Source organism: Halogeometricum limi (assembly GCF_900115785.1).
Taxonomy (GTDB): Archaea; Halobacteriota; Halobacteria; order Halobacteriales; family Haloferacaceae; genus Halogeometricum; species Halogeometricum limi.
The window spans coordinates 28,434-51,106 of sequence record NZ_FOYS01000001.1; the positions used below are offsets into that span (position 1 = coordinate 28,434).

Consider the following 22,673-nt stretch of genomic DNA (forward strand, 5'->3'; position numbering starts at 1 on the left):
ACGATGGCTATCAAGGAATTCAAACTGCCGGACGTGGGCGAGGGCGTCGCCGAGGGCGAACTCGTCACGTGGCACGTCTCGCCCGGCGACACGGTCACGGAAGACCAAGTCGTCGCCGAGGTGGAGACGGACAAGGCACTGGTGGACGTCCCCTCCCCGTACGACGGGACCGTGAGCGAACTCCGCGCCGAAGAGGGCGAGATGGTCCCCGTCGGCAACGTCATCATCACCTTCGAAGTCGAGGGTGAGGAGGACGAGGCGGGCGCGTCCGAGGCCGAACCGGACGTCGAGAGCGAGGCGGCCGAGACGACAGCCGAGAGCGAGACGGCGGCCGAGACGACAGCCGAGAGCGAGGCGGCCGAGACGACAGCCGAGAGCGAGACGGAGACGCCGTCGGGCCGCGTCTTCGCGTCGCCGAGCGTCCGCCGGCTCGCTCGTGAACTCGGCGTCGACATCGCGTCCGTCTCGGGAAGCGGCCCGAGCGGTCGGGTCACCGAGTCGGACGTGCGCGCCGCGGACTCCGGCGGCGACGACGCGGACGCCGACGACGACGGCCCCCGGAACGTCTCGTTCTCGGGCAACTCTGCCGTCTCGAAGTCCGGCGACGCCGGCAACGGCAAGACCGCCGGGGCGGCGTCTGCAGAGGCCGCCGGGCGCGCCAGGACGCTGGCCGCGCCGGCGACGCGCCGCCTCGCCGACGAGGAGGGCGTGAACATCGACGACGTACCCGCGACCGAACAGCGTGACGGCGAGGCGTTCGTCACCGCCGCCGCGGTCCAGCAGTACGCCGAACAGCAGCGGCAGGCGCAGGAGGCCGACGCGCAGGCGCTCTCCGAGGAAGCGGGTGCCGGCGAGGCCGAAACGTCGGCCGACGACGGCGCACCGATGGCGGGCGAACGCGTCCCCTACCGGGGCGTCCGCCGGGCCATCGGCGAGCAGATGCAGCGCTCGAAGTACACCGCGCCGCACGTCACCCACCACGACGAGGTGGACGTGACCGAACTCGTCGAACTGCGAGAGGAGCTGAAACCGCTCGCAGAAGAGCAGGGCGTGAAGCTCACCTACATGCCGTTCGTGATGAAGGCCGTCGTCGCGGCCCTGAAGGAGTTCCCGTTCATGAACTCCCAACTCGACGAGGAGAACGAGGAGATAGTCCTCCGCGACGAGTACAACGTCGGCGTCGCCACCGCGACGGACGTGGGCCTCATGGTCCCCGTCGTCCACGGTGCGGACGGGATGGGACTGCTCGACCTCTCGCGCGACATGAACGAGAAGGTGGAGAAGGCCAGAGACCGCAAGATATCCCGCGAGGAGATGCAGGGCGGCACCTTCACCATCACCAACATCGGCGGCATCGGCGGCGAGTACGCGACGCCCATCATCAACTACCCCGAGGTGGGCATCCTCGCGCTGGGGTCGATAAAGGAGAAACCGCAGGTGGTCGACGGCGACATCGTCCCGCGGAAGATGCTCACGCTGTCGCTGTCGTTCGACCACCGCATCGTCGACGGTGCCGTCGGCGCTCGCTTCACGAACAAGGTCGAGGAGTACCTCTCGAACCCCAAACTCCTGATGCTCGAATAATGGTCGTTGGAGATATCTCGACGGGGACGGAAGTACTGATAATCGGCGCGGGTCCGGGCGGCTACGTCGCCGCCATCCGCGCGGCGCAACACGGACTGGACACGACGCTGGTCGAAAAAGACGCCTACGGCGGGACGTGTCTGAACCACGGCTGTATCCCCTCGAAGGCGTTCATCACGGCGTCGTCGCTGGCGCACGAGGCGGGCCACGCCGAAGAGATGGGTATCCACGCCAGTCCGGCGGTGGACATGTCCCAACTGCGCAACTGGAAAGACGGCGTGGTCGACCAACTGACCGGCGGCGTCGAGAAACTGTGCAAGGCGAACGGCGTCAACCTCATCGAGGGGACGGCGCGGTTCAAAGACGACGGCGCGGTGCGCATCGAACACGGCGGCGAGGGACAGGGCTCCGAGACGGTGGAGTTCGAACACTGCATCGTCGCCACCGGCTCTCGGCCCATCCAGATTCCGGGGTTCGAGTTCGCCGACGACCCGGTCTGGTCGTCGCGCGACGCCCTCGCCACCGAGTCGGTCCCCGACCGACTCGTCGTCGTCGGCGCGGGCTACATCGGCATGGAACTGTCGACGACGTTCGCCAAACTCGGCGCGGACGTCACCGTCGTGGAGATGCTCGACGACGTTCTCCCCGGTTACGAGGACGACGTGGCGCGCGTCGTGCGTAAGCGCGCCGAGAGTCTCGGTATCGACTTCCACTTCGGCGAAGGCGCGAGCGGATGGTCGCCCGACGGCGACGACGTGGTCGTCGAGACGGAGACCGAAGACGGCGAGACGTCGACGTACCGCGCGGACAAGGTGCTCGTCGCCGTCGGCCGGTCACCGGTGACCGACACGCTCGACATCGAGAACGCCGGCCTCGAAGCCACGGAGAACGGCTTCTTGGAGACGGACGACCGGATGCGTACCTCGGTCGAACACATCTACGCCGTCGGCGACGTCGTCGCGGACTCGCCGATGCTCGCGCACGTCGGGTCGAAAGAGGGCATCGTCGCCGCCGAACACGTCGCGGGCGAACCCGTCGCCTACGACGCCCAAGCCGTCCCCGCCGCGGTGTTCACCGACCCCGAGATAGGCACCGTGGGGATGACCGAGGCGGAGGCCGAAGAGGCGGGCTTTACCCCCGTCGTCGGCACGATGCCGTTCAACGCCTCCGGCCGCGCGATGACGACGGGTCACACCGACGGCTTCGCCCGAATCGTCGCCGACGAGGAGAGCGGATTCGTCCTCGGCGGCCAGATAGTCGGTCCGGAAGCCTCGGAACTCGTCGCCGAACTCGCGTTCGCCGTCGAGATGGGCGCGACGCTCGAAGACGTCGCGGGCACCATCCACACCCACCCGACGCTGGCCGAAGCCGTCATGGAAGCCGCCGAGAACGCGCAAGGGCAGGCGATTCACACGCTGAATCGGTAGTCGGCCGAATCGACCGGTGCGGGATTTTTCAGCCGTCGAACTCGTCTCGAAGAGCGTCAGTCGCGGCGCTTGACGACGTTGTAGCCCTCCAAGACCTTCCCGAGGCGGTACATCGAAGCGACCACCACGTCGCAGGACGAGCGAACGGCGGGTTTCGGGACGAACCCGACGGAGAGGCCCGCGACTTCCAGCATCGGGAGGTCGTTCGCGCCGTCGCCGACGGCGATGGTTCGAGAGAGTTTCACGCCGAGTTCGTCGGCTAACTCCTCCAGTGCCGTGTCTTTCGTCCCCTCGATGAGCGGTCCGTCCACCTCGCCCGTGAGGCGTCCCCCCTCGACGGGGAGGCGGTTGGCGACGATGGAGTCCACCTCGACGCCTTCCTTCTCTAAGGCGCGTTCGACGCCGCGTTCGAAGCCGCCGGTGAGGATGGCGACGTGGTGTCCGGCGGCCCGGAGGCGAGCGATGAGTTCGGCGGCACCCGGTCGGAGCGTCACCTCGCCGTACGCCTCCTCGGCGTCTTCCTCTTCGAGACCGTCGAGGAGTTTCGCGCGGCGGCGGAGACTGTCGGCGTAGGACATCTCGTCGTTCATCGCACGTTCGGTGATGTCGGCCATCTCGTCGGCCACGTCCATCCGGCGGCCGAGGAGGACAGTCATCTCCGAGTCAGAGAGCGTTCCGTCGAAGTCGAAGGCCACGAGTCGCATACCGGGTACTCGCTTGCGGGCGGTTTGAAACCACCCATCTCGTCAGTATTCAAGCCCACAGACTCGACAATTAATTATTTGTTCTTCCAGCAAAGACAGTCTGTAATGGCTAGCCTTCCGGACGCCGACGGTGAAGAAGACCTCCCCGACGTGGAGCAAGAACTCCGCGAGGATATCGAGGCGAAGGGAGCACGCCCCGGTGACGCACTCGACGCGTTCGTCCGACAACTCCGTGCGACCAACGACGAGGCGGTGCGCGGAATCGGGTGGTACGACGCCGGGAGTTGCGATATTCTCTACCTCCGAGAAGAGATACAGCGCCAGTTTACCGAGGCGGAGAACCGCGAGCGCATCAAGTCGTTCGCGATGAAGGGGCTGTCGGACCCCCGTTCGGACGACACGCTCGAAGATTTCGGCGAACTGGACGCGACGGTCCGGTGGTACGAGAACGCCATCGTCGCCATCTACCCGCTGTCGGAGTGGTCCGGCGTCGTCGCGACGTTCGACCGTCGCGCGTCGCCGTTGGTCGACGCGGCGATGGAACACCTCTACTGACCGCTCCGCTCAGTCGTCGATACTGACGGGCGTCCACGCGCGCGGCCCGTAGTCGGCACCGCGGACGCGGACTTCCAGCGTCTCTCGCTGTCGCACCTCCACGACGGCGTCGAACGCCTGCAAGAGGATACTCTCGTCGCGTTCCGAGACCACTTTTTCGTCGAGAACGAAGACGCCCGTGAACTCGAGCGCCGCGATACGCCCGGTGACGACGTGGAGGAACTGGAAGACGCGTTTGAGGTCCGAGTACATCAGCATCGTCGACAGCGAGTGCAAGCCGATGCGGGCAGCGATTCCCTCGTCGTGGTACCGGCGCATGAACTCCGTGAGTGCGATACCGATACCGGTCAGGTCGCCCGGACTGGAGACGAACCGTCGCATCGGGCCGCCTTCGTCGTCGCCGAACCCGCCGTGGCTGAGACAGTCGACGACGGTGAGTCGTTCGGACGACACGTCGGCGAACGAACGAAACTCGCGTTCGACGACGTGGGCCGGTTTCCGCGTCGTGACGACGGTGGTTCCGCGGGACGCCGCGTCGCCCGCCGCCAAGAGCGCGTACATGAGACGCCGTTTGCTGGTCATGACCGGGCCGGTCACGAGGACGCTCGTTCCCGCCGGTATCGAGAGGATATCCGAGAGTCCGTCCGGCACCGTCGGCTGCGACACTGTCGAGTGATAACCACCGATACCCATTATTGGTTTCGAGTGCCTCCCGACGTCGATATGACGGACGAGAGCACTTCACACAGCTAATACCGCCGTCGAAGAAACCCTTAACCCCCAACCTACGGTGAGTACGCGCATGAAGGTACTCGTCACAGACCCCATCGACGACGCGGGTCTGGAACGCCTTCGTGAAGCGGGTCACGAAGTCGAGACCGCCTACGACGTAACGGGTGACGCACTGCTAGACGCCGTCTCGGACGCGAACGGACTCGTCGTTCGCTCCGGGACGCAGGTGACCGACGCGGTGTTCGAGGCCGCCCCGGACCTCGTCATCGTCGGCCGCGCGGGCATCGGCGTCGACAACATCGACATCGACGCCGCCACCGAACACGGAGTCATCGTCGCCAACGCGCCGGAGGGGAACGTCCGCGCCGCCGCCGAACACACCGTCGCGATGGCGTTCGCCGCCGCCCGGTCGATTCCGCAGGCGCACGCCCGACTCAAGGCGGGCGAGTGGGCCAAGTCCGACTACCTCGGAACCGAACTGAACGCGAAGACGCTCGGTATCGTGGGTCTCGGCCGCGTCGGCCAGGAGGTGGCGAAACGCCTCGACGGCCTCGGGATGGACCTCGTCGCCTACGACCCCTACATCAGCGAGGACCGCGCCGAACGACTCGGGGCCGAACTCGTGGAGTTCGAGGCGTGTCTCGAACGCGCGGACTTCCTGACGGTCCACACGCCGTTGACGCCCGAGACGAAGGACCTCATCTCGACCGACGAGTTGGAACTGATGGGCGGCGGCTACCTCGTCAACTGCGCTCGCGGCGGCGTCGTCGACGAGGCGGCACTCGCCGTCGCCGTCGAGAACGGGACGCTGGACGGCGCCGCAATCGACGTGTTCGCCGAGGAACCCGTCTCCGAGGACAACCCCCTCCTCGACGTGGAGAACGTCGTCGTCACGCCGCACCTCGGCGCGTCCACGGAGGCGGCCCAGGAGAACGTCGCGACGTCCATCGCCGACCAGATAGACGCCGCGTTCAACGGCGAACCCGTGATAAACGCCCTCAACGCGCCGTCGGTGGACCAGAGCGCCTTCCCGCGCATCCGTCCGTACATCGACCTCGCGGAGACGGCGGGCAAGATAGCGGCCCAACTGTTCGACGGTCGCATCTCCTCGGTCGAAGTGTCGTACGCGGGCGACGTCGCCGAAGAGGACGTCGAACTCGTCACCGCCTCGGCGCTGAAAGGCGTCTTCGAACCGCTGGAGTGGCAGGTCAACGCCGTCAACGCGCCGCGAATCGCCGAAGAGCGCGGTATCGAGGTGACGGAGTCGAAGACCCGGCAGGCGGAGGACTTCCAGAGTCTCGTCACCGTCGCCGTCGGCGACGACGAGGAGTCGCTCAGCGTCTGCGGGACCCTGTTCGCGGGCGACGACCCGCGCATCGTCCGCATCGACGGCTTCCGCGTCGACGCCATCCCGCACGGACAGATGCTCGTCGCGCGCAACTACGACAAACCGGGCGTCATCGGCTTCATCGGAACCGTCCTCGGCGAGAACGACGTCAACATCGCGGGGATGTTCAACGCCCGTCGCTCCGTCGAGGGCGGCGAAGCGATAACCGTCTACAACCTCGACGACCCCGTCCCGGACGCGGTCAGAGAGAAACTGCTCGCGGACGACCGGATAACCGACGTCAAGTATCTCACGCTGAACGGCGCGGACGAGTGAAGCGCTCGGAGGCGAGACGTCCGCGGCGCGACAGTCACCGGCGTCGGTAGCGGCGTTCGAGTCGCCGCCGCGTCGTCTCGAACCCGGCTTCGAGGCGCTGCCACAGTTCTTCGAACTCGGCTCCGAGGCGGTCCGTGAGCGACTGCGTCGGCGTCGGCGGTGCCGTCGCGAGGTCCATCGGGTCCGGCGGCGCGTTCGTCGCGTCCGCGGCTTTCGGGGAGACGCCGGCCGAGTCGTCGAGAAGTCGTTCGTATCGGTCGATGACGTCCTGTCGCTGTTTTCGCGTCTGCTGAAGGGCGCGACGGAGTTCGGCGTTCTCTCGGCGGAGTCGTTCCAGTTCCGTCGAGGGCGACTCGGGTCGTCTCCGCGTCGTCGGCGCTTCGGTTTCGGTTTCGGCCTCGGGTGGGGAGTCGCGGACGCGTTCGACGGCGCGCCCGTCGCGTGGAGGGAACGTCCGCCCCCCGAGCGACTCACCGCTCACCGTCCCGGTCGGAAACGTTGGCGAGGGCATGACTGTCACGAAGTACCACGACGGCAAGAAGCTACGTCAGACTCGCGTCATTCACCAGTTAGAAGGTTTGAGAGTCTCGTTTTCTTACTCCGCACCGATGTGTTCGAGGACCTTCTCGGTCGAGTTGGCGACGGGTTCGGGTTCGCCGCCGGCCTCGAACGCCGCGTCGGGGTCTTTGAGGAGGTGGCCGGTGGTGAGACAGACCACGTCTTCGTCGGCGGAGACGACGCCCTCGTGGCGAAGTTTACGCAGGCCGGCGACGGACGCCGCGGAGGCGGGTTCGACCCCGATACCCTCTCTGGCCAAGTCGCGCTGTGCGGTCGTGATCTCCTCGTCGGAGACGGCGACGGCGGTGCCGCCCGTGCCGCGAATGCCGGGGAGTGCCTTCGGCGCGTTGACGGGGTTGCCGATGCGGATGGCCGTCGCGCGCGTCTCCACCTCGTCCCAGCGCTTCGTGTCCTCCCACCCGTTCTCGACGGCTTCGACCATCGGGGCCGCGCCCTCGGCCTGGACGCCGGTGAGTTTCGGCACCTCCTCGGGGTCGAGTGCGCCCGACTGGACGAGTTCGCGGAACGCCTTGTACAGTGCGGCGGTGTTGCCCGCGTTGCCGACGGGGAGGACGATTCGGTCCGGGAACCGGCCGTAGTCGGTCTGGAACGCCTCTAAAATCTCCAATCCGATGGTCTTCTGGCCCTCCAGTCGGAAGGGGTTCAGCGAGTTCAGGAGGTAGACTTCGCCGCGTTGCGCGAGGTCCTGAACGATGTCGAGGCAGGCGTCGAAGTTACCGTCGACTTCGAGGATGCGCGCGTCGTGGAGGGCGGCCTGCGCTATCTTCCCGGCGGCGACCTTTCCGGACGGGAGGAGCACCAGCGTCTCCATCCCGCCGCGGGCCCCGTAGGCGGCGAGTGCCGCGGAGGTGTTGCCGGTGGAGGCACACGCGAGGCGGTTCACGCCGAGTTCCTTCGCGACGCGCACGCCGACGGTCATCCCGCGGTCTTTGAAACTGCCCGTCGGGTTCATCCCCTCGTGCTTGATTCGGAGGTTCCGAACGCCGATGGCGTCCTCCAGTCGCGGGGCCTCGTGAAGCGGCGTGTCGCCCTCGGGGAGGCTGACGCCCTCCTCGAACGGGAGCGCCGAGCGGTATCGCCAGACGCCGCGGCCTTCCCCCTCGAAGTCTTCGAACGTCGGCGGGTCCGCGTAGCGCACTTCGAGGAGGTGGCCGCCGTCGCTGGTATACCGAATCTCGTCGAAGGGGGCGTACGTCTCGCCCGTCTCGATACACTCCAGCCAGACGCCGTCGTCTGCCACGTCCGGCACCTCCGGCGCGGGAGCGGTGAGTTCGAGGCTCATTGTCGGAGCGTGACGTTCGGCGGGCAAAAGCGAGACGGTTCGGGCGCGTACTGCCAGCGAGGCGAACCCGACGTGTCGGTGCGAGGCGACCCGCGAGGAAGCGGGGCCGGACGACTACTCCTCGCGACCGTACTGGTCGATGCTCTCGTGGACCTGTTCGGCCCACTCGTCTAAGGCGGCGTGGAGCATCTCCTTGGCCTCCGGAAGCGGCGTTCCGGTGTACTGGTAGACGTAGCCGCCGGGGTCCAACAGACGGCGCTCTCTGTCGGCGAGGTTCTTGTCCATCAGCGTCGTCAACGAGCGGTTGACGTTGCTCCGGTCTCTGTCGAGGAGTTCCGCGAGTTCGGCGACGGTGCTCCCGGGGTTGTCGAGGAGGGTGATGTACGTCCGACTCTCGTGCTGTTGGATACCGAACACGCACGCGAGGACGTGCTGGAAACTGGGGTCGTCCGTCTCGATGAGTTCCCCCATGTCTGGCGCATCGCTCATACGGAGTATACTCCGCCCGTCCGATTAAAAGGACCTGCCATCGGAAACGAGCGCGGTCACTCCTCGTCGCGGGCGTAACCCATCTTCAGGATGCAGTTGCGCATCCCCTCTTCGTCCTCGTGTTTGTGCAGCGTCGTCGGCGTGTCGCAGTAGAACGTCGTCCCGTCGTGTCGCAACGAGACTTCGTGGACACTGCCCATCATCTCCGCCTCGACGAGGACGCGACGTCCCTCGCGAACCGCCGCCAGAATCTCGTCGACGGTCAACTCGCCGGACTTCGCACGAAGTGGCTCGGGCATCGACTCGTACGACGGTCCTGAGAAGTATGAGAGTACCGTCTGCGCCGTCGCCTCCGCCGACGGTTACTCAGTTCGTCGTCGACTTCGACTGCGGTTCGGACTCGGGTGCTTCGACGCCTTCTGCCGCCTCCGCCGTCGTCGTCTCCTTCTCGACGTCGACGTGCCAGCGGTCCACCTCGTCGTCGTACTCGCCGAGTCGGCGACTGACGTGCGACTTCAACTCGTCGTCGTTGATGTTCACCTCGAAGATGAACGTCACCTCGTCGTCGCCGCGCGCGGACTTCTGGATGTTCGCGCTGACGAGTTCGTTGTCGAAGTAGTACGGCGCGAGTTGCGTCATCACCTTCCGGTAGACGGTGTCTTCGACCTTTCTGAGCGCCTTCCGACCGGCGGAGTCGGCGGCGCGAGCGACGTAGCCGATGGACTCGCTCCAGCGTTCGACCGCACCGTCGCTGTCGCCCTCGTCGACCTTCTGGTACGACTCCGAGAGCTTCTCACCCGCCGTCTGAAGGTCTTCGTTCGGGTCTTTTCCGGCCTTCTCCCCCTGCCCCTCGCCGACGCTCGCCTGTGCCGCCGTCTTCTCGTTTACGTCCTCGTTCAGTCGTTCGTGGGCTTTCGGCCGCCACTCGTCCCACTCCTCGAACGCCGCACTCTCGACCCCGGCGTCGCGGAGTGCGAGTGTGATCCGTTCGCCGTGTTCGACGGCGTCTCCCCACGACCCCCGCATTTTGAAGCCGGAAACGCTCTCTTCCATCTCGTTGACGGGTGGTAAGTTCGCAGTCGTATAAAACTCTATTTGCAGGTTGTATCTGCGCGCGTGGCGAGACAGGGCATCGTTCCCGCCGGCGGGTCAGCGAGACCCGTAGACGAGGCGCGAGGCGGCGTCGTCCAGTCGAGAGACGACGCCGGATAGCCACGCGCCGGGCGACGTGGCCCGAAGTTCGCGGTCCGAGAGTTCGATTCGGTCGCCGTCGAACGGGTTCGCCGTCTCTGACCCCTCGCTCGCCGTGTCGACGACGGTGGACATCGCACACCGACCACAGCTCTCCGTCTTCTTTCCGGACATGGGTACTGTTCACGTGGAGTACGGAACGCTCACGAATAAATGGTGGGGAGCGCGCGAGAGCCGAGCCGTTTTTACACGCGACTAGACGACAGTGGGTATGGGATACCGTGTCGTGGACTGCGACGAGGTGGAGACGACCGACGACAGAGACTGCGAACTGCGTCGGGTGAGCGACGCCGCCGGACTCGAAAACGTCGCCATCAACCGGTTTCGCGCGGAACCGGGCCAGCAGATTCCGCTCGCCTACCACTACCACGAAGAGCAGGAAGAGGCGTTCTACGTCCTCTCGGGGACGCTCTCGGTCGAGACGCCCGAACAGACGTACGAAGTCGAAGCGGGCTGTCTGTTCAGCGTCGAACCGAACTCGCCACAGCGAGCGTACAACGCCGAGGCGGCGACCGAAGCCGTCGAACTCCTCGCTATCGGTGCGCCCGCGGTGACGGGCGACGCGAAGCCGTACGAGGGCTCCGAGGAATGAGCGGGGCGGCCGACGCCGACGACTCGTTCGACCCGAAGGCGGCCGCCGAGGAGGCGGGCATCGACCTCTCGGGCGTCCCCGACTGGGAGGACGACTACCTCGACAGGGTGTCGGACCGCCTCATGTTCAACTACGACCTGGAGCGAGACCGGTCCGTCTCGGGCGAGCGGTTCTCGCTGTTCGGCGAGATGCGCATCGAGTCGGAGAAGCACTTCTTCCACCCGGCGCTGAACTACGCGAACCACGAGAGCCACGAGTACCTGTTCGCCTGTCGCGTCGCCCGTCCGACCGTCGCGGAGTTGGAACGACTGGTCGGACTCGGCCACGAACTCGCCGACAGCGGCGCGTGGTTCGACGCCGACGAAGAACACTTCGGGACGGACTTCACGTTCGTCCTCGTCGCCGAGGAGATACCCGAGGACGTGCGAGCGTTCGTCTCCGAGTTCGCCGACCGGACGCTCATCAAACTCGGCTACTACGGCCACTACGAACTGAACCTCGCCGTCGTCGCGCCGGCGGACGAAGACGTCGTCGCGAGTAGCGGTGCCGACGTGGCGCAGGCGTTCACGCTCTGGACCGACGTGTCGCCGACGGCGCGGCGCGGCATCGTCTCGCGCGTGCTGGACCGTCTCCGACGCTGAGTCGGAACCGTACTGACGAACGGTGTGTCGTCACGAACGGTGTTGCTCTGTCGTCTGGAACGTTCCTCGCTGTTCTCGCGACTCCGGGCCGGCGCTTCAGTCGTTCGTCTCCTCTCTGGCGTGAATCTTGGCCTGTTCGCGAGCGCTGGGGTTGACCGACTCCTTGAACGGAACCTTCGCGACCGTCGCGTACACGGGTTCGCCGGCCTCCTCGGCGTACTCGTCCGGGAGGTGAACTTCGAACTCCGCGTCGACGTCCGCGTCGTATATCGAGTCGTCGAGCGGAACGTCCGTCTCGTCCTGCAGCGTCTCCGCCGGCACGAAGCCGAGGCCGATGTTGGTCCCGAGTTCCGGGTTCCACCACGCCGACGTCAGATAGCCGCACTCCTCGCCGGTCTCCGGGTCCGAAACGAGCCAGAAGTCGGGGGCGTAGTCTCGAATCGGTTCGCCGGCCATCTTCAGGCCGACCAGTTTGTGCGTGAACGGGAACTCGCCGTTCTCGATGGCCTCCTTCTGGCGTTCCAGTTCGGCTTTGCCGACGTAGTCCGCGTCCTTGTCGTCGGGGACCTGATAGCCGAGGTTAACCTGGAACGGCGACGTCTCGTCGTCCATGTCCTGCCCCAGCGACATGATTCCGGCAGCGATACGTCGTTGATGGGATATCGCTGTCGCCGCGCCGCCGTGGGCTTCGACCGTTTCGAGCACCGGGTTCCACACTGCCTCGGCGTTCTTCGTCGCCTCGCGGACGTATATCTCGAATCCGGCCTCTCCGGAGAATCCGGTCTGACTCACCAGCACCGGGACGTCGTTGACCGTGGCTTCCATCAGTCCGTAGTAGGGGATGTCTTCGACAACGTCGCCGATGAGCGACTCTATCACGGCGGGCGATTTCGGGCCCTGAACCTGCATCGGCGAGACGTCGATTTCGTCGATGTCGACGTCGAACTCGGAGTTGACCGTGACCCCTTGCAGCCACTGTTTCAGGTCGGCGTCTGCGATGGAGAACCAGAACTCGTCCTCGGCGAGTCGTAAGAGGACGAAGTCGTTGAGGATACCGCCGTCCTGGTTACAGCAGATGGCGTACTTCCCGCGCATCGGCTCGATATCGGTCGCGTCGCGCGTGATGACGTAGTTGACGAACGCCTCGGCGTCGGGCCCCTGGACGCGAATCTGACGCTCGACTGCGACGTCCATCAGCGTCACCTCGTTGACCAGCATGTCGTACTCGGCGTCCAATCCGCCCTCGTCGGGGTCGATGTACCCTCGCGGGTGGTACATGTGATTGTAGACCGTCGCCTGCCGACACCCCGCCTCGACGGAGAGATGCCAGAACGGCGACTGCCGAACGCGGGTCGTAATCAGGAGGTCGACGTCCGCGTCGCCCGTCTGACGGAGGTTTCTCGGGATGGTGCGGTCCGACTGGTCGACGTCGGGATGGTTCGGATGGTGGTTGTTGCTCGTCATCGTCTATCTATTTCGGTCGTCCTGTGGCCTGTCCGAGGAGCGCCGTCCGGAGACGCCTGAGTCGGCTGACGGTGAACGCCGTGACCCCGACGAGGAGGGAGAACGGTGGTTCAGTCGCTCTGGCTCGGCCGGCGGCATTGTGATTCTGTGCCATATCAGTAGATAGCATGGCCGTGGCCGTATCGTTCTGTAGCTTATTCGTATAACCCGTTTATATGGGGGCAGGAGTTTCGCCGGCGTCGCCGAGTCGAGTACTCTCGAACGCGAACGCGCTGTCGCGGTCGCTGAGACGTCGAGTCGACGGAGAGAAGAGGCGGGGACGGCGGTACGGCGTCGAACGCGGACGCGACGATTCAGTCGTCGCTCGGCGAGAACCCGCCTTCGCCGGGGTTCTCGCGGACGCGCTGGATGTTACGGTAACCCATCACGACGAGCGACAGCGCGAGGTAGATGAGGACGAACGCGATGAGTATCTGCACCACCGCAGACAGCATCGCGAACGTCGTCGCCTCGGCCATCCACGCCGAATCGAGGAACTTCGCGTAGACGTTGTCGTGCAGCGCCAACCAGAGCAGGCCGACGACCGTAATGCCGGTCATGACCGCCATCGGACCGCCCGTGCTGATAAGCTGTTTCGACTCGCTCCAGTTCGCCAGCCACACCGTCGCGGTGAGGAGTGCGAGCGCGGCGAGCAGTTGGTTCGCGCCGCCGAACAGTTGCCAGAGCGTCAGCCACGAACCGCTGGTGATGAGGACGTACGCCGGGAGCGCCTGGACGACGGCGTTGCCGTAGCGGTTCGACGCGAACGACTCGACGGAGGACTCGGGCGTGCCGATTATCTCCTCCATCATGTACCGACCGAGACGGACGGCGGTGTCCGTCGACGTGAGAAGGAAGCTCACGAGGACGAGCGCCATGAACGGCCCGCCGAAGGAGGCGGGGATGCCGAAACTCGTGAGCAGGATTCCGCCGCCCGTCGCGAACGTCGGCAGCGCGAGGCCGATACCGCCGCCGACTTCGGGGGCGACGAGCGCGACGGTGATGAGCGCCACCGTGGCGAGGAGGCCCTCGCCGAGCATCCCGCCGTAGCCGATGACGCGCGCGTCGGACTCGCGGTTCAGTTGCTTCGAGGTGGTGCCCGAAGAGACCAGCGAGTGGAACCCGCTGATGGTCCCGCAGGCGATGGTGATGAAGAGTAGCGGGAACAACGGCGCGCCGCCGCGGCCGATGAAGCCGTAGTACGGTTCGAGGTTCGTGACGAGCGGTTGGCTCGCCGTCCCGAACACGGTGCCGACGATGACGGCGAGGAGTGCCCCACCGACGCCGGTGTACAGGAGGAACGACGAGAGGTAGTCACGTGGTTGGAGAAGTACCCAGACCGGGAGCGCGCTGGCGAGTGCACCGTACACGAGGATGACGGGCACCCACGCGGCGGTGTTGGCACCGAGTGCGCTCGCACCCGGCAGCCACGAGGCGGTGCCGGAGAAGAGCACGAGCGTCTCCGCCGGGGCGCGCGAGGCGGGTTCGAAGAGCGCGAGGGGGTACTGCGTCCCGACGAAGACGCCGACGAACATCGCGGCGACGAACGCCACGGTGCCGGGAACGAACGGGAGGTTCAGTTGGTAGAGGTACGCGCCGAACAGCACGGCGAGACCGATGTATATCAGACTCGCCGTCGCCGCCTCGGGGTAGGCGTTGAAGACGATGGCGACGACGAGGGCGAACACCGCCACGACGAGGATGATGGTCAAGAACGCGAACCACAGCAGCATGTTCTTGCCGCGTTCGCCGACGTACTCGCCGATGATGTAGCCGATGGACTTCCCCTCGTGTCGGAGACTCGCCGACAGCGAGACGAAGTCGTGGACGCTCCCCATCAGGGGGTTCCCGATGGCTATCCACGCGAGGGCGGGGACCCATCCCCAGACGACCCCCGCCGTGATGGGACCGACGATGGGCGCGCCGCCCGCGATACTCGAATAGTGATGCCCCAGTAGGACCGGCTTCTTCGCCGGGACGTACTCCTGTCCGTCTTCGTACTTGTGGGCCGGCGTCTCGCGACTGTCGTCGAGTTCGACGAACTGTGCGAGGTATCTCGAATAGCCGAGATACCCCGCCGTGAACAGTGCGAGCACCGCCGCCACCAGCCAGATTACTTGTACCATGGTGTCGTGCCTCACTCAGTTTCATGGAAAACCGTGACTTAATGATAACGATTGTTACCGTCCGATATCGGCCGAAATGTTGTCTGTACCGACAGAATTCGGCGGTATTTGCTCTCTCTCGACGCGAAGAATTGTGTCCGTGTGCACACTCGGATGATAAAAAACTGTGTATATGTCAAGGTCAGTCGGGGAGAGTAGTCGTTTCGCCGGAGACGTGCGAAACAGATGTTCGAATAGTAAGTATATGCGAACGTCACTGCGATTCGGGGTCGCTTCGGCGGCCGGAACGAGAGAACGTCGTCTCGTCGTCGCCCGCGAACCGGGCCGCGGCGGCGTCGACGGGGTACGTCGCGAACGCGTCTCCAGCGACGCCGCGAGCGTATCGGACTACGCGGGTGCTGCGGTCACGTCGATGTCGAGTTCGTCGGCCACCTCCTCGAGGAAGTTCCCTTTCACCTCGGCGACGCGCGTGGCGATTTCGGCGACGACGGGATAGTCGAACTCCTCGTGGAGTTCGCGGAGTCGTTCGCGTTCGGTCTCGACTCTATCGCGGAGGAAGCGCGCGCCGCGGCCTTCTTCGTGGTCCTCGGGTTCGGGCGTGAGACGGTTGACGGCGAGGCCGCGGACGAGGAGGCCGTACTCGGTTAGTTCGTCGGCGGCCCGACGCGTCTCGCGAATCGAGAGTTCGTCGGGGTTGACCACGAGGAAGAACGCGGCGTCCTCGCGGAGCGTCTCTCCGGCGAACTCGAAGCGCCGTTTTCTGGTCCGCAGACGGTCGAGGATGGGGTCACCCTCCATCACGCGCCGCGGTTCGTTGTTCCCTATCGCCGCCTTCTCGTAGAGGTCGATGGACTTCTCGCGCTTGTAAACGAGGCGGTCTATCCAGCCTTCGAGCAGGTCCGGTAACGAGAGGAGTCTGAGCGTCCCGCCCGTGGGCGACGTGTCGAAGACGACGCGGTCGAACTCCTCCGAAGAGCGCATCACCTCGATGAAGCGGTCCATCAGCGCGGCTTCGTACGCGCCGGGCGTCTGGTGGGCCATCTCTATCTGCCGGTCTATCTCGTTGACCATCGCGGCACTCACCTGGTCGCCCATCGCTCGTTTCGTCTCCATCAGGTGATTCTCCACCTCGGTGTCCGGGTCCACCTCCATCGCGAAGAGGTTCTCCTCGCCGGAGACGGCCTGCGGGTCGTCGCCGAACTGTTGGTCGAACACGTCCGAGGTGCTGTGCGCCGGGTCGGTGGAGACGATGAGCGTTCGCAGACCCGCGCGGGCGCATTTGAGCGCGTACGCAGACGACATCGTGGTCTTGCCGACGCCGCCCTTCCCGCCGAAGAAGACGAACTTGCGCATCAGAAGTGGTACTGCTGGCCCTTTCGTTCGAGGAGCGACCCGCGGTCCCACATCCGCCGCTCCCACGCCTCGAACTCGTCTTCGAGGTACGGCAGGAGTTCGGCGGTGTAGTAGGAGACGGGACTCGGGATGCCGAACGCCTCGGGGAAACACGCCAGCATGAACGCGTCCTCTTGGTCTTCGGCTTCCTTCTCTATCTTCTCGTACGCCGGGTGCGAGAACAGTCCGTGCGAGAGGCCGCGGAGCCACTCTTCGACGACGTCGCGGTACTCCGCGATTCGCTCCGCAAGTGTCATTAGTTCACGTACCCCGTCGGCTCCGGAAAAGGGTATCGTTCACGGACGAACACGCGGGTTCCGTCGGTGCGCACCCACAGATAGCCACGCGGAAGAGATAGTGCCCGGAAGAGACAGGTCAGCTCCGGCGGAATCCACGCTTTTGTGACTCGGAGATTATGTGAACAGCATGAACTTTTCTCGGGGTGCGATAGCCGTCGCACTCGCCCTCCTCGTCGTCGTGGCGGGATGCGCGGGGACGCCGAACGCGACGGCGGACGGAGAACGGGGCGGGACGCAGACGACGGGAGAGTCGGCGTTCCAGTTCGAGACGCCGTCGAACGCGACGAACGCCACCGCGGCCGGTCCGAACGGGACGCTCGAAGTCCACTACATAAACGTCGGACAGTCCTCGAGCACGCTGCTCGTCGCGCCGAACAACGAGACGCTGCTGATAGACACGGGCGACTGGCGCGACGACGGACGAGACGTCCTCCGGTACCTCAGAGCGCAGAACGTCACCCGCATCGACCACCTCGTCACCTCGCACGCCGACGCCGACCACATCGGCGGGCACGCCGCCGTCATCGACTACTACGAGACCGAAGCCGAGGGCGTCGGCGCGGTGTACGACCCCGGTATCGCCTCGTCGTCGCAGACGTACGGTCGATACCTCGACGCGGTCGAACGACACGACGTGACGCTCTATCGCGCGGGCGCGAACGACTCGATTCCGTTCGGGAACGTCTCGACGCGGGTGCTCGCGCCGCCGGACGAACCCCTCGCGGGCGGCCAGCGAAACGAGAACAGTCTCGTCCTCGCCGTCGAACACGGCGGCCACGAGTTCCTCTTCCCCGGCGACGGCGAGACGGAGGCGGAGAGCTACCTCGTGGAACGGTACGGGTCGGCGCTCTCCGCGACGGCGCTCTCCGCGGGCCACCACGGGAGTCGGTCGAGCACGAGCGACGCCTTCCTGAACGCGACGGCCCCCCGCGTCGTCGTCGTCTCCAGCGCCTACGACTCGCAGTACGGCCACCCGCACGAGGAGACGTTACGCCGACTGGCGAACCGGTCGATTCCGACCTACTGGACCGCAACGCACGGCGACGTGGTACTGACGAGCGACGGGCGGAACCTGACCGTCTCGACGCAACGGGCGGCCCCGACGAACGCCTCGCGACTCCGGTCCGTCCCGGCCATCGGTCCCGACGCGAACGAGACGGTGACGGTCCGCGAGACGTTCGTCGTCACGAACGACTCGGAAGCGAACGAGTCGGCGGTGAACGAGTCGACGCCGAACGGGACGCAGACGCCCGAGCGACGGACGGTGGCTCCGACGCCCACCGCGACTGCAACGCCTACCGCGACGGCGACGCCGACGCCGTCGCCGCCTCCCGCCGAGGGAACGCTCTCGCTCGTCCGCGTCCACGCGGACGCGTCGGGCGACGAGTGGGACAACCTCGACGACGAGTATCTCGTCTTCGAGAACACGGGCGACGCGGCACTCGACCTCTCGGGGTGGACCGTCAGCGACGAGGCGGGCCACACCTACCGCTTCGCCGACGGGTTCACGCTCGACGTCGGCGCGTCCGTGACGCTCCGCACGGGGACTGGGGCGGACACCGCGACGGACCGCTACTGGGGGTCCGAGGCACCCGTCTGGAACAACGGCGGCGACACCGTCACCGTGACGACGGCCGAGGGCGAAGTCGTCGTGGAGGAGACCTACTCGTGAGTACACACACCTACACCGCGGTGGTAGACCGCTTCGAGGAGGAAGACGCCGTGCTACTCCTCGAAGCGGACGGCGAGACGGTCGACGAACTCGTCGTTCCGAGGCCGGTTCTCCCCGCCGACGGCCGCCACCGAGACGCGGTGTTCGCCGTCACCCTCGACGCCGACAGAACCGAACTGGTCTACCGCCCCGACGAGACCGACCGCCGACGCGACGCGGCGCAGCGTCGCTTCGACAGACTGGCGAGACCGCTCGGCCGCAAAGACCGAGACGAAGACGGCGAGTGAGCGTCTCGGCGCGACGTCTCCGAGTCCGTGCGTTGATATACCGTGACGCACCAACCGCGAGGTATGAGTCTGGGCACGGCGGGTACGATACCGGTGACTATCCTGAGCGGGAGCCTCGGCGCGGGGAAGACGACGCTTCTGAACCACGTCCTCCGGAACGCGGCCGACCGGAAGATAGCCGTCCTCGTCAACGACATGGGCGAGTTGAACGTCGACGCCGAACTCGTGAGCGAGGAGTCCGAACTCTCCGTCGCCGACGGCACCGTCGCGGAACTGTCGAACGGATGTATCTGCTGTGAGTTACAGGACGACTTGGAGACGGCCGTCGTCCGTCTCGCCCGCGAACGCGACTTCGACCACCTCGTCGTCGAACCCTCCGGAATCAGCGAACCCGCGCCGGTCGCTCGCCTGTTCACCGGCGGGTCGCCCGCGGCCGCGCGGTACGACGTGGACGCCGTCGTCGCCGTCGTGGACGCCCGCCTGTTCGCGGACACGTTCGAGAGCGACGGGACGCCCGAACAGACCGTCGCAGAGGGCGGCGAGGACGAGCGTCGGCCGCTCTCGGACCTCCTCGTCGAACAGGTGGAGTTCGCGAACGTCGTCGTCCTGAACAAGCGCGACCTCGTGACCGACGAGGAACTGGCGCGCGTGGAGTCGGTCGTCCGCGCCCTGCGACCCGACGCGGAAATCGTCACCGCGGAGCACTCCACGGTGCCGATAGCGAGCGTCCTCGGAACCGGCTCGTTCGACCCGCAGACGGCCGCCGAACGCGCCGGATGGCGGCAGGTACTCGGCGAGGGAGAGGCGGAGAGCGATGGGAACGACGAGCACGGCCACGGCGACGGGCACGACCACGGCCACGACGAGAACGACGGGCACGCGCACGACCACACCCATCCCGAGGAGGCGTACGGCATCGACTCGTTCGTCTACGAGCGACGGCGGCCGTTCCACCCCGAGCGAGTCGCCTCGGTCCTCGGAGACCTGCCCGACTCGGTCGTCCGCGCGAAGGGGTCGATGTGGGTCGCCGGGCGCGAAGCGGCGCACCTTACCTACAGTCAGGCCGGGCCGTCGGCGTACGTCGAGGCGACCGGTCGGTGGATAGCGAGCCTCCCCGAGTTCGAACAGAAAGCCTACCGGGACAACCGGTCGGACCTCGGGTTCGAGTGGGACGAGACGTGGGGCGACCGCCGGACGGGACTCGTGTTCATCGGCCGCGACGTGGACGAGGAGTCGCTCTCGGCCGCACTGGACGACTGTCTGCTCACCGACGAAGAGATGGACGCGGCGTGGGACGAGTTCGAGAACCCCTTCCCGGCAGAACCCGGCGAACGGACGACGCTCGCCGAACCGAGCGTCGAAGAGTAGAGCATCTGGGCCGCGAGGAGAGCGGGGCGGGTCAGCAGGCGCACCCGGTCGACCCGGGCGAGCGTTCGAGGTCCATCTCGTCGCCGCAGTCGGGGCACGACGGCGCGTCGTCTCCCTTCACGTCGCGCGCCGGAATCCGCTCTGCGCAGTCGTGACACCAGTACGACCCGAGCGTCTCGTCGGTTCCGGTGCCGCGGTCAGATGACTGCGTCGACGCTTCGAACGCGTCCTTCAGCGTGCCGAGTATTCCCATGGTCGTTCGTGCGAAACCGTGGGCAATAAACCGCGGGCCGGTCGTCCGCGAGAGACGCACGACCGTTCGGTCGTCCCCTCCGGTCAACCGGCCGACACTCAGGCGTCGGCCGCGAGGGCGTCGAGCGCGCGTTCGAGCTCTCCGCGGCGCTTCCACGCGGCGAGTCGGTCGGACAGCGACGGGAGGGGGAGACCCAGAGACACCGTCGAGTGAGCGGTGACGGTGACGCCCCCGTCCGCGGGTTCGACGGTCACCGTCGTCGTCATCGCCTCGAACGGCCCCGCCTCGCCGGCCTGCTCGTAGAAGAGGCCGTTCTCACGCGGCGCGAAGCGGAGCGAGAACTCGACGCCGCGAGCGCCGACGGCGACGGTAGTCGCCTCGGCCGTCTCGCGGACGTCGCGAACGTCGAAGCTCCCTTCGTACCGCACCATCGTCTCCGGCGTGAGTCGTCCGAGCACCGTCGGTTTCGAGCGCGGAACGAACCGCGACACCGTCACCTCGCGCATCCGTGACCTCTCATACGCGGTGGGTCGGTGCGGGTCACAAAAGTGGTATCGAGAGGAGGGCGAACACGAGCGCGAGGACGAGGCCGCCGTACAGCAGTCGGCGGAACCGCGCGTCGACGGGCACCTCGCCGCGGAGTTCGGGGTCGGTCGTCCAGACGTAGCGATGATAAGAGACGACGGCGACACCGGCGGCGACGGCGAGCGAGAGGGGGACACCGACGGAGAAGTCGAGGCCGAACGCCGCGCAGTAGAGCGGGCCGAACGAGACGCAGAGGAGGAGTGCGACGCCGGAGACGACGAGGAAGGGCACGGGGTCGACCGGTTCGCCGTGGCGGTTCCGGGGTCGCATACGCGTCTCTTCGTCCGAGTCGCAAAGAAGCTAAGTGCCGGAACGCGGACGCTCTCGTATGGGAACAAACACCGCGTCGCGCGGCGACCCGCGCGTATTGTTCGCGATGAACCTCGTGCTCTCGTCGGTGTTCGCGTCCGTCGTCGTGTGGGGGTTGGACCTCGTGGGGTTGTTGGAACTCACGTTCGTGAACGTCGCCTCGTTGGCGCTCGTCCTCATGGCGGTCACGTATCTCGTGACGAGGTGAGAGGGCGGCGGACCAGCGGCGACGCTCGAACAGTGACAGCCGACGACCAGTTGTGTCGCGTGAACCTCCCGCACGAGTGTTCTTCCGGGCGATTCAGCGGAATTTATGTCGGTGGGGAGTCCGCGTTTCGAACAACATGCCCATCGAAGACCGAGACGACGCGTACCTCATCACCCACGCGCTCGCGAAGGACACCCTCCTCAGACTCCGCGACGTGGAGACAGAACAGGTCGCGTTCCGCAAAGGCCTCGTGAAACTCGGCCGTATCTGCGGCTACGAGATAATCGACGGCGCGATGGAGACGGAGTACGTCACCGTCCAGACGCCGCTGACCGAGACGACGGGCGAGCGCGTGAAAGGGCTGGACGACGTGGTCATCATCAACGTCCTCCGCGCGGCGACGCCGTTCGTCGAGGGTCTGTTGAAGGCGTTCCCCCGGGCGAAGCAGGGCGTCATCAGCGCCGGCCGCGACGAGGAAGCCGGGATGAACGACGACGGCGAGTTCCCCATCACCATCGACTACGTGAAGCTCCCCGAAATCACGGAGAAAGACACCGTCATCGTGGCCGACCCGATGCTCGCGACGGGCAGTACGATGTGCGCCGTCCTCGACCACGTCTTGGAGAACGCCGGTGCCGACCCGACGGACCTGTTCGTTCTCTCGGCCGTCTCCGCGCCCGACGGCCTCCTCCGCGTCGGCGAGCAGTTCCCCGACGCCGACCTCCTCACCGTCTCTATCGACGACTACCTCGACGACGACGGCTACATCATCCCCGGCCTCGGCGACGCCGGTGACCGCGCGTTCCGCACGAAGTAGCGGACTCTCTTTCTGTCTCTGCTCCCGCACGACGGTAAACGACTATACCGCCGGCCGAGAGAGGTGGGAGCGATGAGCGACGCCGACCCCTGCGACGGGTGTGGAAGTCACGTGTCGGGCGCACTCGCGCGCACCGTCAGAATCACCGTCGACGGCTCCGAAGTCGACAGCCAACGGCTCTGCCCCAACTGCTTCGCCGGGTGGATAGAGCGCTACCGGACCGAGATGACGTCGGGACGCTCCGGCGACGACGAGTCGGGCATCATCGTCGACTGACACCCGTACGGTCGTCCGGCGACGCCGTCCGCGCGCCGAACCCCCTCGCTTCGAGTCGAACGTCGTCGGAGTCCGGCGG

At 66.2% G+C, this 22,673-nt stretch carries 27 protein-coding genes; 12 read left to right on the forward strand and 15 right to left on the reverse strand.

Features of this window, described 5'->3' with window-relative positions; genetic code table 11:
- Positions 1 to 3 precede the first annotated feature (3 nt).
- Both BM282_RS00135 and lpdA read left to right on the forward strand, forming a co-directional pair.
- Positions 4 to 1,584: a dihydrolipoamide acetyltransferase family protein gene (locus BM282_RS00135; protein ID WP_089875605.1), complete on the forward strand. Its 1,581-nt coding sequence runs from the start codon at positions 4 to 6 to the stop codon at positions 1,582 to 1,584.
- Positions 1,584 to 3,011 carry a dihydrolipoyl dehydrogenase gene (gene lpdA / locus BM282_RS00140; protein WP_089875607.1) on the forward strand — a complete coding sequence of 476 codons (1,428 nt, stop codon included), beginning with the start codon at positions 1,584 to 1,586 and terminating at the stop codon, positions 3,009 to 3,011. The genes BM282_RS00135 and lpdA overlap by 1 nt, the downstream gene beginning before the upstream one ends.
- Before the next feature lie 56 nt (positions 3,012 to 3,067).
- Here the strand turns inward: lpdA and serB are convergent, their stop codons facing one another.
- The gene (gene serB / locus BM282_RS00145; protein ID WP_089875609.1) at positions 3,068 to 3,715 is read right to left on the reverse strand and encodes a phosphoserine phosphatase SerB; all 648 of its coding nucleotides are present in this window, start codon (positions 3,713 to 3,715) and stop codon (positions 3,068 to 3,070) included.
- Between the two features lie 105 nt (positions 3,716 to 3,820).
- Between serB and BM282_RS00150 the strand changes: the two genes are divergently transcribed.
- Positions 3,821 to 4,270 carry a hypothetical protein gene (locus tag BM282_RS00150; protein WP_089875611.1) on the forward strand — a complete coding sequence of 150 codons (450 nt, stop codon included), beginning with the start codon at positions 3,821 to 3,823 and terminating at the stop codon, positions 4,268 to 4,270.
- Between the two features lie 9 nt (positions 4,271 to 4,279).
- Here the strand turns inward: BM282_RS00150 and BM282_RS00155 are convergent, their stop codons facing one another.
- Positions 4,280 to 4,921 carry an RAD55 family ATPase gene (locus BM282_RS00155; RefSeq protein WP_342712130.1) on the reverse strand — a complete coding sequence of 214 codons (642 nt, stop codon included), beginning with the start codon at positions 4,919 to 4,921 and terminating at the stop codon, positions 4,280 to 4,282.
- 151 nt (positions 4,922 to 5,072) lie between these two features.
- Between BM282_RS00155 and serA the strand changes: the two genes are divergently transcribed.
- Positions 5,073 to 6,665, forward strand: a complete 1,593-nt coding sequence (serA, locus tag BM282_RS00160; RefSeq protein WP_089875615.1) for a phosphoglycerate dehydrogenase — start codon at positions 5,073 to 5,075, stop codon at positions 6,663 to 6,665.
- Positions 6,666 to 6,699: 34 nt separating this feature from the next.
- Here serA and BM282_RS00165 read toward each other — a convergent pair whose 3' ends face one another.
- The 6 genes from BM282_RS00165 to BM282_RS00190 form a co-directional block, all read right to left on the reverse strand.
- A complete protein-coding gene (locus BM282_RS00165; RefSeq protein ID WP_089875617.1) occupies positions 6,700 to 7,176 on the reverse strand; it encodes a hypothetical protein in 477 nt (158 codons plus the stop codon).
- 84 nt (positions 7,177 to 7,260) lie between these two features.
- Positions 7,261 to 8,526 (reverse strand): threonine synthase, encoded by a 1,266-nt coding sequence (gene thrC, locus BM282_RS00170; RefSeq protein WP_089875619.1) that lies wholly within the window; start codon positions 8,524 to 8,526, stop codon positions 7,261 to 7,263.
- Between the two features lie 114 nt (positions 8,527 to 8,640).
- Positions 8,641 to 9,015, reverse strand: a complete 375-nt coding sequence (locus tag BM282_RS00175; RefSeq protein WP_089875621.1) for a helix-turn-helix domain-containing protein — start codon at positions 9,013 to 9,015, stop codon at positions 8,641 to 8,643.
- A gap of 56 nt (positions 9,016 to 9,071) precedes the next feature.
- Entirely contained in the window at positions 9,072 to 9,314 is a 243-nt protein-coding gene (locus tag BM282_RS00180; RefSeq protein WP_089875623.1) for a hypothetical protein, read from the reverse strand.
- Positions 9,315 to 9,381: 67 nt separating this feature from the next.
- Positions 9,382 to 10,068 (reverse strand): DUF5828 family protein, encoded by a 687-nt coding sequence (locus tag BM282_RS00185; RefSeq protein ID WP_089875625.1) that lies wholly within the window; start codon positions 10,066 to 10,068, stop codon positions 9,382 to 9,384.
- Positions 10,069 to 10,164: 96 nt separating this feature from the next.
- Complete coding sequence (locus BM282_RS00190) at positions 10,165 to 10,341, reverse strand: hypothetical protein (protein WP_394327777.1); 177 nt, start codon at positions 10,339 to 10,341, stop codon at positions 10,165 to 10,167.
- 136 nt (positions 10,342 to 10,477) lie between these two features.
- Here BM282_RS00190 and BM282_RS00195 point away from each other — a divergent pair, with 136 nt between their 5' ends.
- Positions 10,478 to 10,858, forward strand: coding sequence for a cupin domain-containing protein (locus tag BM282_RS00195; protein WP_089875628.1), 381 nt, complete (start codon positions 10,478 to 10,480; stop codon positions 10,856 to 10,858).
- On the forward strand, positions 10,855 to 11,499 hold the full coding sequence (locus BM282_RS00200; RefSeq protein WP_089875629.1) for a hypothetical protein: 645 nt from the start codon (positions 10,855 to 10,857) through the stop codon (positions 11,497 to 11,499). The genes BM282_RS00195 and BM282_RS00200 overlap by 4 nt, the downstream gene beginning before the upstream one ends.
- Before the next feature lie 96 nt (positions 11,500 to 11,595).
- Here the strand turns inward: BM282_RS00200 and BM282_RS00205 are convergent, their stop codons facing one another.
- From BM282_RS00205 to BM282_RS00220, 4 genes are all read right to left on the reverse strand, one after another.
- Entirely contained in the window at positions 11,596 to 12,963 is a 1,368-nt protein-coding gene (locus tag BM282_RS00205) for an aminomethyltransferase family protein (RefSeq protein WP_175501317.1), read from the reverse strand.
- 353 nt (positions 12,964 to 13,316) lie between these two features.
- Positions 13,317 to 15,128: a carbon starvation CstA family protein gene (locus BM282_RS00210; protein WP_089875631.1), complete on the reverse strand. Its 1,812-nt coding sequence runs from the start codon at positions 15,126 to 15,128 to the stop codon at positions 13,317 to 13,319.
- A 387-nt stretch (positions 15,129 to 15,515) separates the two neighbouring features.
- Positions 15,516 to 16,481: an ArsA family ATPase gene (locus BM282_RS00215; protein ID WP_089875633.1), complete on the reverse strand. Its 966-nt coding sequence runs from the start codon at positions 16,479 to 16,481 to the stop codon at positions 15,516 to 15,518.
- On the reverse strand, positions 16,481 to 16,777 hold the full coding sequence (locus tag BM282_RS00220) for a hypothetical protein (RefSeq protein ID WP_089875635.1): 297 nt from the start codon (positions 16,775 to 16,777) through the stop codon (positions 16,481 to 16,483). Before BM282_RS00220 ends, BM282_RS00215 begins: the two co-directional genes overlap by 1 nt.
- Positions 16,778 to 16,946: 169 nt before the next feature.
- Between BM282_RS00220 and BM282_RS00225 the strand changes: the two genes are divergently transcribed.
- The 3 genes from BM282_RS00225 (at position 16,947) to BM282_RS00230 (ending at position 20,146) form a co-directional block, all read left to right on the forward strand.
- On the forward strand, positions 16,947 to 18,491 hold the full coding sequence (locus BM282_RS00225; protein ID WP_175501318.1) for a lamin tail domain-containing protein: 1,545 nt from the start codon (positions 16,947 to 16,949) through the stop codon (positions 18,489 to 18,491).
- Entirely contained in the window at positions 18,488 to 18,778 is a 291-nt protein-coding gene (locus BM282_RS18790; protein WP_175501319.1) for a DUF3006 family protein, read from the forward strand. The genes BM282_RS00225 and BM282_RS18790 overlap by 4 nt, the downstream gene beginning before the upstream one ends.
- A 63-nt stretch (positions 18,779 to 18,841) precedes the next feature.
- Positions 18,842 to 20,146 carry a GTP-binding protein gene (locus tag BM282_RS00230; protein WP_089875637.1) on the forward strand — a complete coding sequence of 435 codons (1,305 nt, stop codon included), beginning with the start codon at positions 18,842 to 18,844 and terminating at the stop codon, positions 20,144 to 20,146.
- Between the two features lie 31 nt (positions 20,147 to 20,177).
- On the opposite strand, the gene BM282_RS00235 is transcribed toward BM282_RS00230, so the two are convergent.
- The 3 genes from BM282_RS00235 to BM282_RS00245 all read right to left on the reverse strand — a co-directional run bounded on the left by BM282_RS00235 (position 20,178) and on the right by BM282_RS00245 (position 21,254).
- A complete protein-coding gene (locus BM282_RS00235) occupies positions 20,178 to 20,399 on the reverse strand; it encodes a zinc-ribbon domain-containing protein (RefSeq protein ID WP_089875640.1) in 222 nt (73 codons plus the stop codon).
- A 98-nt stretch (positions 20,400 to 20,497) separates the two neighbouring features.
- Complete coding sequence (locus BM282_RS00240; protein WP_089875642.1) at positions 20,498 to 20,905, reverse strand: polyketide cyclase; 408 nt, start codon at positions 20,903 to 20,905, stop codon at positions 20,498 to 20,500.
- 34 nt (positions 20,906 to 20,939) lie between these two features.
- On the reverse strand, positions 20,940 to 21,254 hold the full coding sequence (locus tag BM282_RS00245) for a hypothetical protein (RefSeq protein WP_089875644.1): 315 nt from the start codon (positions 21,252 to 21,254) through the stop codon (positions 20,940 to 20,942).
- A 58-nt stretch (positions 21,255 to 21,312) separates the two neighbouring features.
- Here BM282_RS00245 and BM282_RS00250 point away from each other — a divergent pair, with 58 nt between their 5' ends.
- The 3 genes from BM282_RS00250 (at position 21,313) to BM282_RS00260 (ending at position 22,594) form a co-directional block, all read left to right on the forward strand.
- A complete protein-coding gene (locus tag BM282_RS00250) occupies positions 21,313 to 21,501 on the forward strand; it encodes a hypothetical protein (protein ID WP_089875646.1) in 189 nt (62 codons plus the stop codon).
- Between the two features lie 136 nt (positions 21,502 to 21,637).
- Positions 21,638 to 22,318 (forward strand): uracil phosphoribosyltransferase, encoded by a 681-nt coding sequence (gene upp, locus BM282_RS00255; protein ID WP_089875648.1) that lies wholly within the window; start codon positions 21,638 to 21,640, stop codon positions 22,316 to 22,318.
- A 72-nt stretch (positions 22,319 to 22,390) separates the two neighbouring features.
- Entirely contained in the window at positions 22,391 to 22,594 is a 204-nt protein-coding gene (locus BM282_RS00260) for a DUF7569 family protein (protein ID WP_089875650.1), read from the forward strand.
- The last annotated feature ends 79 nt before the right edge of the window (positions 22,595 to 22,673 follow it).

Excerpts from the sequence above, each read along its gene's own strand:
- BM282_RS00210 (WP_089875631.1), bottom strand. The coding sequence starts at position 15,128 with ATGGTACAAGTAATCTGGCTGGTGGCGGCGGTGCTCGCACTGTTCACG.
- BM282_RS00225 (WP_175501318.1), top strand. The coding sequence starts at position 16,947 with ATGAACTTTTCTCGGGGTGCGATAGCCGTCGCACTCGCCCTCCTCGTC.
- BM282_RS00260 (WP_089875650.1), top strand. The coding sequence starts at position 22,391 with ATGAGCGACGCCGACCCCTGCGACGGGTGTGGAAGTCACGTGTCGGGC.
- BM282_RS00185 (WP_089875625.1), bottom strand. The coding sequence starts at position 10,068 with ATGGAAGAGAGCGTTTCCGGCTTCAAAATGCGGGGGTCGTGGGGAGAC.
- BM282_RS00220 (WP_089875635.1), bottom strand. The coding sequence starts at position 16,777 with ATGACACTTGCGGAGCGAATCGCGGAGTACCGCGACGTCGTCGAAGAG.
- BM282_RS00205 (WP_175501317.1), bottom strand. The coding sequence starts at position 12,963 with ATGACGAGCAACAACCACCATCCGAACCATCCCGACGTCGACCAGTCG.
- BM282_RS00200 (WP_089875629.1), top strand. The coding sequence starts at position 10,855 with ATGAGCGGGGCGGCCGACGCCGACGACTCGTTCGACCCGAAGGCGGCC.
- BM282_RS00165 (WP_089875617.1), bottom strand. The coding sequence starts at position 7,176 with ATGCCCTCGCCAACGTTTCCGACCGGGACGGTGAGCGGTGAGTCGCTC.
- BM282_RS00180 (WP_089875623.1), bottom strand. The coding sequence starts at position 9,314 with ATGCCCGAGCCACTTCGTGCGAAGTCCGGCGAGTTGACCGTCGACGAG.
- BM282_RS00175 (WP_089875621.1), bottom strand. The coding sequence starts at position 9,015 with ATGAGCGATGCGCCAGACATGGGGGAACTCATCGAGACGGACGACCCC.
- serB (WP_089875609.1), bottom strand. The coding sequence starts at position 3,715 with ATGCGACTCGTGGCCTTCGACTTCGACGGAACGCTCTCTGACTCGGAG.
- BM282_RS00230 (WP_089875637.1), top strand. The coding sequence starts at position 18,842 with ATGAGTCTGGGCACGGCGGGTACGATACCGGTGACTATCCTGAGCGGG.
- BM282_RS00215 (WP_089875633.1), bottom strand. The coding sequence starts at position 16,481 with ATGCGCAAGTTCGTCTTCTTCGGCGGGAAGGGCGGCGTCGGCAAGACC.
- BM282_RS00195 (WP_089875628.1), top strand. The coding sequence starts at position 10,478 with ATGGGATACCGTGTCGTGGACTGCGACGAGGTGGAGACGACCGACGAC.
- BM282_RS00250 (WP_089875646.1), top strand. The coding sequence starts at position 21,313 with ATGGGAACAAACACCGCGTCGCGCGGCGACCCGCGCGTATTGTTCGCG.
- BM282_RS00235 (WP_089875640.1), bottom strand. The coding sequence starts at position 20,399 with ATGGGAATACTCGGCACGCTGAAGGACGCGTTCGAAGCGTCGACGCAG.
- lpdA (WP_089875607.1), top strand. The coding sequence starts at position 1,584 with ATGGTCGTTGGAGATATCTCGACGGGGACGGAAGTACTGATAATCGGC.
- BM282_RS00190 (WP_394327777.1), bottom strand. The coding sequence starts at position 10,341 with ATGTCCACCGTCGTCGACACGGCGAGCGAGGGGTCAGAGACGGCGAAC.
- BM282_RS00240 (WP_089875642.1), bottom strand. The coding sequence starts at position 20,905 with ATGCGCGAGGTGACGGTGTCGCGGTTCGTTCCGCGCTCGAAACCGACG.
- BM282_RS00150 (WP_089875611.1), top strand. The coding sequence starts at position 3,821 with ATGGCTAGCCTTCCGGACGCCGACGGTGAAGAAGACCTCCCCGACGTG.
- upp (WP_089875648.1), top strand. The coding sequence starts at position 21,638 with ATGCCCATCGAAGACCGAGACGACGCGTACCTCATCACCCACGCGCTC.
- BM282_RS00135 (WP_089875605.1), top strand. The coding sequence starts at position 4 with ATGGCTATCAAGGAATTCAAACTGCCGGACGTGGGCGAGGGCGTCGCC.
- BM282_RS00245 (WP_089875644.1), bottom strand. The coding sequence starts at position 21,254 with ATGCGACCCCGGAACCGCCACGGCGAACCGGTCGACCCCGTGCCCTTC.
- serA (WP_089875615.1), top strand. The coding sequence starts at position 5,073 with ATGAAGGTACTCGTCACAGACCCCATCGACGACGCGGGTCTGGAACGC.
- thrC (WP_089875619.1), bottom strand. The coding sequence starts at position 8,526 with ATGAGCCTCGAACTCACCGCTCCCGCGCCGGAGGTGCCGGACGTGGCA.